This window comes from Halomonas qinghailakensis, assembly GCF_025820815.1.
In the GTDB taxonomy this organism is placed as follows: Bacteria; Pseudomonadota; Gammaproteobacteria; order Pseudomonadales; family Halomonadaceae; genus Vreelandella; species Vreelandella qaidamensis.
Window position 1 is genome coordinate 980,769 of record NZ_CP096973.1, and the last position, 13,712, is coordinate 994,480.

15 protein-coding genes are annotated in these 13,712 nt (G+C 54.0%); 9 read left to right on the plus strand and 6 right to left on the minus strand.

The window, feature by feature from the left end; genetic code table 11:
• The first annotated feature begins 30 nt into the window (after nt 1-30).
• Entirely contained in the window at nt 31-645 is a 615-nt protein-coding gene (locus tag M0220_RS04560; protein WP_264018809.1) for a hypothetical protein, read from the plus strand.
• Here the strand turns inward: M0220_RS04560 and M0220_RS04565 are convergent.
• A complete protein-coding gene (locus M0220_RS04565; protein WP_030069510.1) occupies nt 642-1,523 on the minus strand; it encodes an ATP-binding protein in 882 nt (293 codons plus the stop codon). The genes M0220_RS04560 and M0220_RS04565 overlap by 4 nt on opposite strands.
• A gap of 97 nt (nt 1,524-1,620) precedes the next feature.
• On the opposite strand from M0220_RS04565, the gene M0220_RS04570 reads away from it, so the two are divergent.
• Both M0220_RS04570 and M0220_RS04575 read left to right on the plus strand, forming a co-directional pair.
• Complete coding sequence (locus M0220_RS04570) at nt 1,621-2,424, plus strand: M48 family metallopeptidase (protein WP_030069508.1); 804 nt, start codon at nt 1,621-1,623, stop codon at nt 2,422-2,424.
• Nucleotides 2,425-2,446: 22 nt separating this feature from the next.
• The gene (locus tag M0220_RS04575) at nt 2,447-2,704 is read left to right on the plus strand and encodes a hypothetical protein (RefSeq protein ID WP_030069507.1); all 258 of its coding nucleotides are present in this window, start codon (nt 2,447-2,449) and stop codon (nt 2,702-2,704) included.
• 93 nt (nt 2,705-2,797) lie between these two features.
• Here the strand turns inward: M0220_RS04575 and aroE are convergent, their stop codons facing one another.
• From aroE to M0220_RS04600, 5 genes are all read right to left on the minus strand, one after another.
• Nucleotides 2,798-3,625, minus strand: a complete 828-nt coding sequence (gene aroE / locus M0220_RS04580) for a shikimate dehydrogenase (RefSeq protein WP_264018811.1) — start codon at nt 3,623-3,625, stop codon at nt 2,798-2,800.
• A gap of 9 nt (nt 3,626-3,634) precedes the next feature.
• Complete coding sequence (hemF, locus tag M0220_RS04585; protein WP_264018812.1) at nt 3,635-4,567, minus strand: oxygen-dependent coproporphyrinogen oxidase; 933 nt, start codon at nt 4,565-4,567, stop codon at nt 3,635-3,637.
• A gap of 41 nt (nt 4,568-4,608) precedes the next feature.
• A complete protein-coding gene (locus M0220_RS04590; RefSeq protein WP_030069502.1) occupies nt 4,609-5,166 on the minus strand; it encodes an L-threonylcarbamoyladenylate synthase in 558 nt (185 codons plus the stop codon).
• A gap of 82 nt (nt 5,167-5,248) precedes the next feature.
• Nucleotides 5,249-6,370: a DNA-processing protein DprA gene (dprA, locus tag M0220_RS04595; RefSeq protein ID WP_030069500.1), complete on the minus strand. Its 1,122-nt coding sequence runs from the start codon at nt 6,368-6,370 to the stop codon at nt 5,249-5,251.
• Nucleotides 6,371-6,412: 42 nt separating this feature from the next.
• On the minus strand, nt 6,413-7,231 hold the full coding sequence (locus M0220_RS04600) for a peptidoglycan-binding protein (protein ID WP_449768897.1): 819 nt from the start codon (nt 7,229-7,231) through the stop codon (nt 6,413-6,415).
• Between the two features lie 222 nt (nt 7,232-7,453).
• Here M0220_RS04600 and def point away from each other — a divergent pair, with 222 nt between their 5' ends.
• From def to M0220_RS04630, 6 genes are all read left to right on the plus strand, one after another.
• Nucleotides 7,454-7,966: a peptide deformylase gene (def, locus tag M0220_RS04605; protein ID WP_030069496.1), complete on the plus strand. Its 513-nt coding sequence runs from the start codon at nt 7,454-7,456 to the stop codon at nt 7,964-7,966.
• A 146-nt stretch (nt 7,967-8,112) separates the two neighbouring features.
• Nucleotides 8,113-9,099, plus strand: a complete 987-nt coding sequence (fmt, locus tag M0220_RS04610; RefSeq protein ID WP_264018813.1) for a methionyl-tRNA formyltransferase — start codon at nt 8,113-8,115, stop codon at nt 9,097-9,099.
• Nucleotides 9,096-10,430, plus strand: a complete 1,335-nt coding sequence (gene rsmB, locus M0220_RS04615; RefSeq protein ID WP_264018814.1) for a 16S rRNA (cytosine(967)-C(5))-methyltransferase RsmB — start codon at nt 9,096-9,098, stop codon at nt 10,428-10,430. Before fmt ends, rsmB begins: the two co-directional genes overlap by 4 nt.
• A gap of 64 nt (nt 10,431-10,494) precedes the next feature.
• Nucleotides 10,495-10,701 (plus strand): dodecin, encoded by a 207-nt coding sequence (locus tag M0220_RS04620; protein WP_264018815.1) that lies wholly within the window; start codon nt 10,495-10,497, stop codon nt 10,699-10,701.
• Nucleotides 10,702-10,814: 113 nt separating this feature from the next.
• The gene (gene trkA, locus M0220_RS04625) at nt 10,815-12,188 is read left to right on the plus strand and encodes a Trk system potassium transporter TrkA (RefSeq protein WP_264018816.1); all 1,374 of its coding nucleotides are present in this window, start codon (nt 10,815-10,817) and stop codon (nt 12,186-12,188) included.
• A 63-nt stretch (nt 12,189-12,251) separates the two neighbouring features.
• Nucleotides 12,252-13,700 (plus strand): TrkH family potassium uptake protein, encoded by a 1,449-nt coding sequence (locus M0220_RS04630; protein ID WP_030074886.1) that lies wholly within the window; start codon nt 12,252-12,254, stop codon nt 13,698-13,700.
• Nucleotides 13,701-13,712: the final 12 nt, after the last annotated feature.

Consider the following 13,712-nt stretch of genomic DNA (forward strand, 5'->3'; position numbering starts at 1 on the left):
TACCTATTGCCCTTCTTAGGAGGGATATTAATGCACTACGCAATTAAACGCGGGCGCGGTTTGCTCTTACTGCTCTTGGCCAGCTTACTGGCAGGCTGTCTTGCCCTACCCCAAACAGGCTTATTTGCCTTTCGCTTGGCGGTAACATCACTGGGTATTGAAGAGGTGCGCATTGGCCCTTATAGCGTTCAAGCAGGGCTTGATACCAGTGACCTAACAAGCTTGCTCGCGTCTAGCCTAGGCGCTGGCAGCTTACCCGTTCAGGCAACCCTTGCAATGGGCTTGGGCTTACCCACCGGCATGCCTGCGGTTGAGATGTCAGGTTTTCGCTGGATGTTAGACATGCCGGGCATTGAACCGGTACAGGGCCAATATCAAGAAGAAGTAACGCTCACATCTGGGCAGGATTCAACTTTACGTCTACCGGTATCGTTTGACATTCTAACTACCGATACCCAGCGCATGATGCCCATGCTAGAACTCGCTAGTCAGTTAGCCACCCAAGGCTCACTACCGCCTGGCAGTGAGCTTGCTATCACACCGGGAGACCTGCGCGGCTTGGGCATGACATTACCCGCTGGGCTTTTAACACCGACCATTCGCCTGAACGTAGGCGCCGACGGCCAGTTAACACCTGTGCGTTAAGCCTGACGACTTCCACCTTCGTGAAGCCGTTTGCGGCCCACCCACTGGGCTGCAAACTGCCAAGCCGTTCGGCCACTGCGGCCTCCTCTTAGCGTGGCAAAACGAACCGCTTCTGCGCGTGCGGCATCACTCCAATCCTGCTTGTCACCAATACGGGCGACCCAGTGCTCACAGACCTCTAAGTAAGTCGCTTGGCTAAAAGGATGAAAGCCTAACCATAAGCCAAAGCGATCCGATAATGATATTTTCTCCTCAACCGCGTCACCGTGATGCAGCTCTTCACCCACAAGACGCGTACCGCTATTGTCGTCCATGGACTCGGGCAATAAATGGCGGCGGTTAGAGGTAGCGTAGAGCAAGACGTTTTCTGGTGGCCCTGTTAATGCGCCATCTAACACGCTTTTTAGCGCCTTGTAGGCATCATCATTGCCTTCAAACGAAAGATCATCGCAATACACCACAAAACGATGCGGTGTATTGCGCAACTGTTCGACTAACATCGGCAGACTGCTCAGATCGTGGCGATCTACTTGGATCAAGCGCAGTCCATCGTTGGCCAAAGAGTTAAGCAGCGCGCGAATCACCGATGACTTTCCGCTGCCCCGAGAACCCCATAGCAAGCCATGATTAGCAGGCAACCCCTGTAAAAAAGCACGTGTGTTATCGACTAGCGCTAGTTTTTGACGCTCAATGCCTAGCAGGTCATCCAGCGTCATCATGTCTCGCGGTGGTACGGGAACCAAGCGCCCGCCTAATGGATGACGCTGCCAAATAGCGGCTACATGCTTTTCCCAATCCACCTGGATTGGCGCAGGGGGTAACCAATGTTCTACGTGGTCCAGCAACCGCGTTAAGCGTTGGCTCAATTCAGCATCCATGATTGTCCTCAGAGTACGTTATGATAGGTATTGATTTACCACTGACAGTGGTTATCTTGTGTGCAAGGATCCCTACTCGTCTATAAGGAAACCGTCTATGCGTTGGCTTCGCCCACTGGCTGTTACTGCACTGTGTGCTTCTATTGCAGCATGCTCCACGTCTCCTACCGGTCGCTCGCAGCTGCTCCTGCTCTCTGATGATCAGCTCAATCAAATGGGTCAGCAAGCCTTTGCGCAGTATCAACAAGATATCCCCACCGCAGGTGAGGCAAGTCATCGCTATGTACAGTGCATTACGGATGCCATTGTAGAAGTGTTGCCAGCGGAACAGCGTAACCTTGATTGGCAAATTCGCGTCTTTGAATCTGAGCAACCTAATGCCTTTGCCTTGCCCGGTGGCTACATGGGCGTCAATACGGGCATGCTTGATATCGCAACTAATCAAAATCAGCTAGCTTCGGTTGTCGGCCATGAAATTGGTCACGTCATTGCGAATCATGCTAATGAACGCGCCTCAACCCAAAGCGCTACGTCACTTGGCCTATCAGTGCTTTCCAGCACCTCAGGAATGCAAACCCCAGGTGGCCAACAGCTGATGGGCGTGCTGGGCATGGGCGCTCAATATGGCATTGCGCTGCCCTTCTCACGCCGCCATGAAAGTGAGGCTGACGTTATCGGCCTTCAGTTAATGGCCCAGGCAGGCTTTGATCCACGTGAAAGTGTGACCGTTTGGGAAAATATGCAGAGGGCTTCCAGTGGTGGCTCACCGCCCGCGTGGATGTCAACCCACCCAAGCGAAGGTCAGCGCATTGAAGGGCTACAAGCCAATATGAATGACGCCATAGCAAGTTACGAACAGGCACGTAACAGTGGCCGCACCCCCAATTGCCCACGCCCCTAGGCACCTTACTATTGAGGTTTAAATGATTCGATTTGGTTTATTGCTGCTTGTCCTGCCGATTCTGGTATTACTCGGCGTCTATTTCTGGGAGCTGGGTGATGTACGCGCTTGTCAGCTTGAAGGTGGACATTGGGACTACCTAGCAAGTGCATGCAGCGAATCGCCCCAGCCCTTTGTGTCGTGGCTTGAGCGATCTCCGCTACTGGTCAACGGCGGCATGCTGCTCTCAGTAGTCGGTCTCGTGATGTGCATGATTGGCTTTTACACCAAATCTCGCTAAACACGAGAGAACAACCAGCATTAACCAATAAAGGCAGCCGCAAGGGCTGCCTTTTGCTGACTTCTGTTCAGAACAAATGAAAACGAACGCTAGCTAGTCGCTGGCGACGTTCAACGATTGCCTTAACAGTGTGCGCACCGGAGCTGTTTCGGGCCGCACGTTACGCCATAAGAAGAAAGATTCAGCAGCTTGCTCAACCAGCATACCCAGGCCATCGAGCAACTTGGCACCGCGTGGGCCTGCCCACTGCAAAAACACCGTGGGCTCCGGGCCATACATCATGTCATAGGCCCAAGCGCCTTGGTTAAATAAGCTATCCGGCAACGGCGGCAAATCACCAGTAAGACTGGCGCTGGTGCCATTAATCACCAAATCAAACTGGCCTTCTAGCGTGTCAAGCCCACCGCCATGAAGGGTACCTAAGTCGGTAAACGCTTCTGCTAATTGAGCGGCTTTTTCCGCCGTTCGGTTGACGATAACGACCTCACGCGGCTGCTCAGCAAGCAGCGGTTCAAGCACGCCTCGCACTGCACCACCTGCACCGATCACCAGCACGCGTTTACCCTTAATAGGTACGTGATGGTATCCAAGGTCACGCACCAGCCCAATGCCATCCGTGGTGTCACCGTAAGTGCGGCCGTTGCCACCGACAATCAGCGTATTCACCGCTTGAGCACGCTTTGCGCGGTGGCTTAGGGTGTCGCACAGCGCAAAGGCATCGCCTTTAAACGGTACGGTCACATTTGCCCCGCGACCACCCGTTGCCATAAATTCCCGCCAGGCGCTAGCAAAGCCCTCCACTGGAGCAAGCTCAGCGGTGTACGTTATGGGTTGGTGAGTTTGGTTGGCAAACTCTTCGTGAATTAACGGCGACTTAGAGTGCTTAATAGGATTACCAAACACACAGTAACGGTCGGTCATACAGGCTCCTTATGCAGTACCTTGCTGAGCGGCCTCAGCAAGCCAGTCACGGGGCACGAGGTAGTCATGCAATTGCGCCTCGCGACTACCTTCAAGGGGTGTAAATGCGTACTCCCAGCGGGCCAGCGGCGGCATCGACATTAAGATAGACTCAGTGCGCCCGCCACTTTGCAGGCCAAACAGCGTTCCTCTGTCCCACACTAGGTTAAATTCCACATACCGACCACGACGATATAACTGAAAATCACGCTCTTTTTCGCTCCATGCATCACCCTTACGGCGTTCCACAATCGGCACGTAGGCATCTAGAAAGCTGTCGCCTATCGCACGCTGAAACGCAAAACAGTTGTCGAAGCCGCCCTCATTCAAGTCATCGAAAAACAGCCCGCCCACACCACGTGTTTCTTCGCGATGCTTAAGATAGAAGTACTCGTCGCACCACGCTTTGTAACGCGGATAAACGTCTTCGCCAAATGGCAGGCAAGCAGCCTGGGCAACCCGATGCCAATGCACAACATCTTCAAACACCGGGTAATAAGGTGTTAAATCAAAGCCGCCACCGAACCACCATACCGGTGGTTCACCCTGTTTTTCAGCGATAAAAAAACGCACATTTCCGTGGCTTGTCGGCACATTAGGGTTTTCAGGATGGAGTACCCAGGAAACACCAACCGCATGAAAACTGCGCCCGGCAAGCTCTGGCCGTGCCGCTGTCGCCGAGGGGGGCAGCTGGGCACCGTAAACATGGGAGAAGTTAACACCGCCTTTCTCGAAAACAGCTCCTTCTTCGATGACTCTCGAACGCCCGCCGCCGCCTTCTTCACGCTGCCAGCTATCTTCTTTAAACGCCGCTTTTCCGTCAGCAGCGGCAAGCCCTGCGCACAACCTTTCTTGCAGGTCCAGAAGGTAATGTTTAACGTCGTCTAGGTGCTCGTGGGCCACAGTAACTCCAAAGAGGTCAAAGATAAGTGTAAGAGGCTGCGCTAAGAACGCATTATTTTGCCGGTTAGCAAGTCTCTAATGGTGCTGGGCTTTGCGTTGCCCCCAAGCTCACCTGCGACAATCGCGGCAACCTCTTCACCAAAAATAGTCGACACTTCCTCGGCGCTCATGGCGGGAGGATCGCCCGCACGATTAGCAGAGGTAGAGACGAGCGGGCCACCAAAGGCCTCACAGAGAGCCTTCATCAGCGGGTGATCGGTCACCCGCAATGCCACACTCTGATGGGCTCCGCGTACTAACCCATGGCTGCGACCATTGTCAGGCACTAGCCAAGTATTAGGGCCGGGCCAACTGGCGGCTAAGGGTGCATGCAAAGCTAGCGGCAGTTGGTTTAGCCAGGGCTGAAATTGCTGAATACTTGCAGCAACGATAATGACGCCTTTGGCGGGGTCACGCTCCTTCATCCGCATCAGGTGCGCTAGCGCTTCATCGTTATCGGGGTCACAGCTCAGCCCCCAGACTGCTTCGGTGGGGCAGGCGATAACGCCACCCGCTTTCAAAGCACGTACCGCTTCTTTAACGTCAACAGCCGATTTCATAGATGCTCCTCGTCACAAACGCGGCCCCTCATCACTTTGGCTTTTATAGTGCTATAAAATATAAAAAACGGTTACTTATATCCTACCATGAGCGTGTCAAACGCACCCAGCCGCCCGCTTGCTGCGCCACTTTGCCATCAAGCTCCAGCATGAGTAATCGCTGCTGACATTCACTGACCGTGATGCCCGCACTCTGAACCAATAGATCAATGGGTGTTGGCGTTGCTCCCAGCGCGCTTAGTACATTGTCTTTGAGCTCATCGTTATCGATAGGCAAGTCAAGACTTGTGTTTTCAGCGATAGCACGCGGACTGCTAGGCATATAGCGTTCAGACCAATGCTGCAATTCGTCTACAATATCGTCCACATGACGTACCAACGTCGCGCCACTGCGCAATAACTGCAGACAACCGCGAGCCTGTACATTATGCAACGAGCCGGGTAGTGCAAACAGTTCCCGATCTTGCTCCAGCGTTAGTCTTGCACTGACCAACGAGCCACTCTTCTCCGTCGCTTCGACCACTAACGTACCTAATGCAAGGCCCGTCACAATTCGGTTCCGACGAGGGAAAAAAGCTGGTCGAGCGCCAGTCCCCGGCGGATGTTCTGATAACAGCAAGCCTCCCGGCACATTGCTTAGCTGTTCATGTAACTCACGATGGCTTGGCGGGTAAATCACATCAACGCCGCAGCCAAGTACTGCAATCGATTGCCCACCGGCCGCTAACGCGGCGCGCTGTGCAACGCCATCCACCCCTAGCGCCATGCCACTGACAATACACCAGCCGCGATTAACCAGTTCTCGAGCAAACGCCTGAGCATTACCGCTACCTTCAGACGTGGGGCGTCGTGTTCCCACCATGGCAAGCTTTGGGCCCTCTAGTGCGCTAAGATCACCTTGTGCCCACAGCACTACAGGTGGGTCTGGCAATTGGTTGAGCAGCTCTGGCCATGCTGGATGATTACGATGAAGTAAATGCCGATTAGGCGCGGCGTTTAACCATGCGAAGGAGTGGTCGACTGCCTGCTGCAGCGGGCTGCGATCTGGCTGCGTTAACCAAAGCCTCAGGGCAGTAGCGGCGTTGCTGGGCAGCCCAGCAAGCCAGCCATGGGGCCATTGCGGCTGTTTGGCGACCAGCGCTGCGGTGCGAAGCGCCCCCATACCAGGAAGCTCATTCACCACTAACCACTCCTTGGCATCCATTCGCATCTCCTGTTAATTGAGTGGTGTTTAATTATGTGGCGTTTATGGCGTTGGCGTGCCCACCTTGTCACCAACAGCTAGCACCCTGGAAGCCTGCATCACCAAGGCATAGCTCATCTGGCTATAGGGTTTAACGATCATTACCTTGCCTGCATCAGTCGTGGGTAGCTGCAGCAACTCTTGAGTACGCGGGTCATTAACAAGCTCCCCCTGCTGCCCAACGTGCAGCACATGTCCGGGCTGCAAACCATTCTGAGTACCGATATCCAGTGCCACTATTTGTAAGCGTCCAATAAAGCGTACTCCGCCAGGTACCGCAATAATCTGGCCAGCGATATTGTTCAACGGTAAACGAGGCTTAAAGCTAACTTCTGACGACTGAGCGTCAGGCCACAGGGAGTCTAGCGGTAGCAAAATATCGTTGTTACGTACTTCCTGGTAAGCACTGAGTACTTCTAAGCGTGCAATTCCGCCTTCACTGCTGAGCTGGCGCACTTCACCAATATTAATTAACTCCGTACCCAACGGCGCACCAGTAGCAGAAACATACGCCTCACCCATCCGATAAACCCCCAAACGTGCTCTGGCAGGCAGCTCTCCCCGCGCATATAACGTATCGCCGGCACCACTCATCAATCGTTGATTTTCCCCTCCCACAACGTAAGCCAGTTCTTGCGGGGGTTCACCTGGCTCTATTACTCGGTGTTCACGCAAAAATGCCCGGACTGCCTCCATAGGAAGCGGCGCCATCGTCTCTTGTTGGGGAACGGTACGCATCTGAGGTGAAAGCTTTACCACCCGTTGCGGTGTTTCCCAGGCAAACGCAGCGGTTATCATGAGCGTCAAACTTGCCAACGACACGCTATAATAAAGAAGCCTTTTCGCAACGATTTTTTTCGCCACTATCCTGTTCTCCCTTGCCAGTGATGGGTGAAGCCGTTGAGGGGAGCTGCATGGCGTTGTGCGTGCCCAGGAACGCTTACAGCATGATATAGTGGCCGATAGTAAAGCACTTAGGCTTGCCAACACAGATGGCAAAGCCTGCTCATATTAAAGACTCAGCATAACGGTGATTGTAACGCCATGGCCAAACTTCCTATTCTCGAATTCCCCGACGAGCGTCTGCGCACCAAGGCCGCACCGGTGGAAACCGTTGACGATGAGGTCCGCCAGCTCGTCGACGATATGTTGGAGACCATGTACGACGCGCGCGGCATCGGCCTTGCAGCGACACAGATCGATGTACATCGTCGCGTCGTAGTAATGGATGTCAGCGACGATAACTCGCAGCCGCTGGTGCTTATTAATCCGCGCTACGAACCCATTGGTGATGAAAAAGAACCCCTTTCTGAAGGTTGCCTATCAATTCCGGAATACTACGCGGAAGTACCGCGTTATTTAAAAGTAACGCTGAACGCACTAGATCGTAACGGTGAACCTTATGAACTGGAAGCCGACGGTTTATTAGCTCACTGCATCCAGCATGAGTATGACCACCTGGAAGGCGTGCTATTTGTTGACTATTTATCACCTTTGAAACGTGACCGTGTGATGAAAAAGATGCAGAAACGCCACAAACTATTACACGACGCATAAACCGACCTACGCCGTGTCAATAGCTGGCCAAGCCGACACGTTGCGACCACACGGAAAATGACTACCGTGTGGAGTGACGCTGTCGGCCTTTATTTTTTTACGCGCCACACCCTCACTTTTCCACTCAATGCTAGGTAGGCATCACCATGTCACAGTTGCGCGTTGTTTTTGCTGGCACGCCTGATTTCGCCGCTTCAAGCCTTGCTGCCGTACTCGACAGTCAGCATCAGGTAGTAGCGGTATATACCCAACCAGACCGCCCCGCAGGCCGCGGGCGCAAACTCACCCCCAGCCCCGTCAAGCAGCTTGCGCTTGAGCATGGGCTACCGGTCTATCAGCCCGTCAGTTTAAAAGACACTGATGCCCAAGCGGAGCTGGCAGCATTAAATGCCGACGTAATGGTCGTGGTGGCTTATGGGTTACTGCTACCTCAGGCGGTACTCGATACTCCCCGTTTAGGCTGCATCAACGTGCACGCGTCGCTGCTACCACGCTGGCGAGGTGCTGCTCCCATCCAGCGGGCCATTGAAGCTGGTGATAGCGCATCAGGCGTTACCATTATGCAGATGGATGCGGGCCTAGATACCGGCGCTATGCTGTATGAAGTTCGCACGCCGATCACTCCCCGCACCACGGGCGGTGACTTGCATGACCGGCTAGCCATTCAAGGGGCGAATGCGCTGGTGAACGTGCTCGACATGTTAGACAGCGACGACCTAGCAGCAACGCCGCAGCCTGACGAGGGAGTTACCTACGCTGCCAAACTCAGTAAGGCTGAAGCCGAGCTGGATTTTTACCAGCCCGCTGAACGGCTGGCACGCAAAATCCGCGCCTTTAACCCCTGGCCTGTGGCGTGGTGCACGCTAGGTAATGATCGCTTACGTTTGTTGATGGCCAGCGTTGAACCCGGCGAACAGCCCGCTTCGCCGCCAGGCACGCTGCTGGAACATGGCGAAGATCACCTGCGCATCGCCTGTGGCGAGCAAGGCCAAGAAGTGCTGTGCGTTAGCCGCGCCCAACTGCCTGGTGGTAAAGCAATGGCTGTGCGCGACCTGCTTAACGCCCGTCAAACCCCGCTTACCGTCGGCGCTCGCCTTGGGCACGCCGCCGCTCATCAAGGAGTTAGTGAATGAGCCAGAATCGCCCACCCAAAGGCGGCAGTGGCCAGGAAGTACGCGCTGCAGCCGCCCGTGCGCTAGTGCCGATATTAACTGATCAAGGCTCACTCGCTGGGTTAGATGAGCATAGCGTTATCGCCCGCGACCGCAGCTTATTAAAAGAGCTTTGCTACGGCACCTGTCGGCGCTTGCCACGCTTAGAAGCACTGGCCAACTCTCTGCTCAAACAGCCTTTTAAGAAGCGTGATAGTGATGTTCACGCCTTGTTATTGGTAGGCATCTACCAGCTGCTTTATATGCGCATTCCGGCTCATGCCGCAGTCGGTGAAACTGCAGGTGCCGCTCGTCTGTTGGGCAAAGAGTGGGCCACCCGGGTGCTTAATGGCTGCCTGCGTCGCCTTCAGCGTGAATCCGAGGAGCTTCAAGCCATCGTCGACCGCGATGAAAACGTTGCTCTGGAGCACCCGCCCTGGCTTCTCAACGCGTTGCGCAGCGCCTGGCCTGAACAGTGGCGAGCGATTGCGGAAGCGAATAACGAACCAGGCCCCATGACGCTGAGAGTTAATCAGCGCCACAATGACCGTGAAAGCTATTTACAGCAGCTCACTGAACAGGGATTAAGTGGACACCTATGCTTACATGCGCCAGATGGCATCACCCTGGATACACCCTGTGATGTCACCATACTTCCCGGCTTTGAAGAGGGTCATGTCAGCGTTCAAGACGAGGCAGCACAGCTTTCTGCCGCGCTGCTTGGCCCTGCTTTAGCACCACGCCCAGGTGCGCACGTTCTCGATGCTTGCTGTGCACCTGGCGGTAAAACTGCCCACCTATTAGAGCAGTTTGATATTGCGCTGACGGCCATTGATAGTGACAACCAGCGCCTAGGGCGTGTAGACGACACACTGAACCGCTTAGGTTTGACCGCAGAACTACAGCACGCCGATGCTACTCAGCAGGAGTGGTGGAGCGGCACTCCTTTTGACGCCATCTTGCTCGATGCTCCCTGCTCTGGCACAGGCGTTATTCGTCGTCATCCCGATATTAAAAAGCTGCGCCGTAAAGAGGATATTCGCCAACTCGCCAAGCTACAGCGGCAGTTATTAGATAACCTATGGACGTTACTACGCCCGGGCGGCACCTTACTTTACGCTACCTGTTCGGTACTGCCTGAAGAAAACGCAGAGCAGATTGATGCGTTTCTTGCCCGCACGCCGGATGCAAAAGTTACCACCCCAAGCGATGTCGCCTGGGGGGAACCCAGTGGCCAAGGCCGCCAACTGTTTCCCGCGCAAAGCGGCCATGATGGCTTTTTTTATGCCAGACTAGAGAAGCACGTTGCGTAACTTACTGCTCGTTAAGCCTTGTTGACTAGCGACGCAGTGAATTTATCGAAAAGATGGAGGCAATATGAGTCATCATACTTATAAGCATATCGAGCTAACCGGTTCTTCCGAGAAAGGTATTGAGGAAGCCGTGCAAAATGCCCTCGCCAAAGCCTCTGAAACTGTCAAGCACATGCGCTGGCTCGAGATAACCGACACCCGGGGCCATATTGAAGAAGGCCGCGTGGCTCACTGGCAGGTCACGGTCAAAATCGGCTTTACTTTGGAATAATCCCGACCTGCTTTTTAACGGCGGCTGGTTTACACTGGCCGCCGTCTTTATTGCAGCGCACATATCTCTTGCCGAGAACGCGCTGGCGCTTACAACGGAACCGATGCTCAGCAATGAAAATCATCATTCTCGGCGCCGGCCAGGTCGGCGGCACCTTAGCGGAGCATCTTGCTCGCGAGGAAAACGATATTACCGTCGTCGATACTGACGGAGCTAGGCTACGCGAATTACACACCAAGCTGGATATACGCACCGTTACCGGAGCGGGGTCTTATCCTATGGTGCTGCGCCAAGCAGGCTGTGAAGATGCCGATATGTTGATTGCGGTGACCAACACCGACGAAGTCAATATGATCGCCTGCCAAGTCGCCCACACGCTATTTCGTACCCCCACCAAAATTGCCCGCGTACGTTCAACCGCCTACCTCACCCGTAAAGGGTTATTCGCCCACGAAGCGATTCCTATTGATGTACTGATCAGCCCTGAACAAGTGGTCACGGATCATGTGCGCCGCCTGATTGAGCACCCTGGTGCGCTGCAGGTGTTGGAGTTTGCCGGTGGTTTGGTGCAATTGGTGGCGGTCAAGGCGTTCTACGGTGGCCCACTGGTAGGGCAAGATTTAGCCTTTCTCGCCAAGCACATGCCCAATGTGGAAACACGCGTCGCCGCGATTTACCGCCGCAATCGGCCGATCATTCCCCGTGGCGATACGGTGATTGAAGCCGACGACGAAGTGTTTTTCCTGGCCGCACGGCGCGATATTCGCGCGGTAATGAGCGAACTACGCCGCGTTGAACGGGATTTTCGGCGGGTGGTGATTGCCGGTGGGGGCAATATCGGTGAACGCTTGGCCGAACACCTGGAGCATAGCCATCAGGTCAAAATTATCGAGCACAGTTTAGAGCGCTGTACCGCGCTTTCCGAACGGCTTGACCGTACGGTGGTACTTCACGGCAGCGCTACCAGCAAGCGGCTGCTGGAAGAAGAGAACATCGAAGAGTGCGATATCTTTTGTGCTCTGACCAACGACGACGAGGTTAATATTATGTCGTCGCTGCTGGCCAAACGCTTGGGTGCCAAAAAGGTACTCACGCTGATTAACAACGCTGCCTACGTAGATTTGGTTCAGGGGGGCGAAATCGATATCGCCATTTCGCCCCAGCAAGCGACCATCGGCAGCCTGCTTACCCACGTTCGCCGTGGCGATATCGTTAACGTCCATTCGCTTCGCCGTGGCGCGGCGGAAGCCATCGAGGCTATCGCCCACGGTGACAAGCAGTCGTCCAAGGTCGTGGGCCGTACCATTGCTGAGATCAATTTGCCTGAAGGCACCACCATAGGTGCCATTGTACGAGGCAAAGAGGTCATCATTGGCCATGGGGATGTGATGGTCGAGAGCGGCGACCACGTAATTCTGTTTGTGATCGATAAGCGGCGCATCCGTGACGTGGAACGCCTATTCCAAGTCGGTTTAACGTTCTTTTAGGAAACGTCCTTCTAAGCAACGTTCTTCAAGAAACCAAGCCATCGCTATGAGGCAACCACTGCTATGAGTTTGCGGGTCATACTACGCATTTTAGGGCTTTTGTTGATGCTATTTAGCCTCACGATGCTCCCACCTATGCTGATATCACTTTGGTTTCGCGATGGTGTTTGGCATGCTTTCATGAGCGGCATCGCCATTACGGTTATCACCGGGCTACTGCTTTACTTACCCAATCGCCGCGCCCACAAAGAACTGCGGATTCGCGACGGCTTCATTATTGCGGCCATGTTTTGGACCGTACTAGCACTGTTCGGCTCGCTACCGCTGATGTTGTTTGGTGAAAGCGCGCTCGGTATCACTGATGCAGTATTTGAGTCGTTTTCTGGTCTTACCACGACAGGCGCAACCGTGATTACCGGCATCGATTTTCTGCCAGAATCCATCCTTTACTATCGCCAACAGCTACAGTGGTTAGGTGGCATGGGGATTGTGGTATTAGCTGTCGCCATTTTGCCCACGCTAGGTGTTGGCGGTATGGCCCTGTACCGCACTGAAATTCCTGGACCGCTCAAGGATTCAAAGCTAACGCCGCGAATTACCGAAACCGCCAAAGCACTATGGTACATCTACGCAACACTCACGCTGGCCTGTATGGTCGCCTACATGTTGGCAGGCATGGATTGGTTCGATGCATTAAGCCATAGCTTTTCCACTGTTGCGATTGGCGGATTTTCTACGTATGACGCCAGCATAGGCTACTTTGATAGTGCCGCTATTGAGCTTATCTGTATCGGCTTTATGCTGATTTCAGCGGTCAGTTTTAGCCTGCACTTTATTGCTTGGCGTGAAAAAAGCCTACTGCACTATTTTCAAGACCCTGAAGCCCGCTTTTTAATGATATTTCTTAGCGGGTTAACCACAATCACCGTGATTACCCTGTGGTTCACTGGCACCTATGACGATGTTGAAGGGCTGCGCCACGGTCTGTTCGAAGTGGTTTCAGTCGCCACCACAGCAGGCTTTGCGGTTGCCGACTTTTCAGGCTGGCCAGGCGCACTACCCTTTTTGCTATTTGTTGCCGCGTTTGTAGGCGGCTGTTCCGGCTCTACAGCGGGCGGCATGAAAGTAATCCGTATTATTCTAATTTTGAAACAGGGTATGCGTGAAGTTATGCGCCTTATTCACCCCAACGCCGTGATTGCCGTTAAAGTGGGCAAAGTCAGCGTGCCCGATAGTATCGCCCAGGCGGTATGGGGCTTCTTTTCTGCCTACGTTATGCTGTTTTTCCTAATGCTGGTGGGCGTGATGGCTACGGGTGTTGACCAAGTGACTGCTTGGTCCACGGTTGGTTCTGCACTGAACAATTTAGGCCCAGCGCTAGGCGAAGCTAGCAGTCATTATGGCGACTTACCCAGTCTAGCCAAATGGATACTGGTACTGGCTATGCTGCTTGGCCGTTTAGAAATATTCACGGTGCTGGTGCTATTTACGCCGGCATTTTGGCGTCGCTGATCTAGCGTCGAA

What these genes read in the sequence shown, in the direction of transcription:
- dprA (WP_030069500.1), bottom strand. Translation starts at nt 6,370, where the DNA reads ATGGATGCCAAGGAGTGGTTAGTGGTGAATGAGCTTCCTGGTATGGGG.
- rsmB (WP_264018814.1), top strand. Translation starts at nt 9,096, where the DNA reads ATGAGCCAGAATCGCCCACCCAAAGGCGGCAGTGGCCAGGAAGTACGC.
- aroE (WP_264018811.1), bottom strand. Translation starts at nt 3,625, where the DNA reads ATGACCGACCGTTACTGTGTGTTTGGTAATCCTATTAAGCACTCTAAG.
- M0220_RS04565 (WP_030069510.1), bottom strand. Translation starts at nt 1,523, where the DNA reads ATGGATGCTGAATTGAGCCAACGCTTAACGCGGTTGCTGGACCACGTA.
- M0220_RS04590 (WP_030069502.1), bottom strand. Translation starts at nt 5,166, where the DNA reads ATGAAATCGGCTGTTGACGTTAAAGAAGCGGTACGTGCTTTGAAAGCG.
- M0220_RS04560 (WP_264018809.1), top strand. Translation starts at nt 31, where the DNA reads ATGCACTACGCAATTAAACGCGGGCGCGGTTTGCTCTTACTGCTCTTG.
- trkA (WP_264018816.1), top strand. Translation starts at nt 10,815, where the DNA reads ATGAAAATCATCATTCTCGGCGCCGGCCAGGTCGGCGGCACCTTAGCG.
- fmt (WP_264018813.1), top strand. Translation starts at nt 8,113, where the DNA reads ATGTCACAGTTGCGCGTTGTTTTTGCTGGCACGCCTGATTTCGCCGCT.
- M0220_RS04570 (WP_030069508.1), top strand. Translation starts at nt 1,621, where the DNA reads ATGCGTTGGCTTCGCCCACTGGCTGTTACTGCACTGTGTGCTTCTATT.
- def (WP_030069496.1), top strand. Translation starts at nt 7,454, where the DNA reads ATGGCCAAACTTCCTATTCTCGAATTCCCCGACGAGCGTCTGCGCACC.
- M0220_RS04575 (WP_030069507.1), top strand. Translation starts at nt 2,447, where the DNA reads ATGATTCGATTTGGTTTATTGCTGCTTGTCCTGCCGATTCTGGTATTA.
- M0220_RS04630 (WP_030074886.1), top strand. Translation starts at nt 12,252, where the DNA reads ATGAGTTTGCGGGTCATACTACGCATTTTAGGGCTTTTGTTGATGCTA.
- M0220_RS04620 (WP_264018815.1), top strand. Translation starts at nt 10,495, where the DNA reads ATGAGTCATCATACTTATAAGCATATCGAGCTAACCGGTTCTTCCGAG.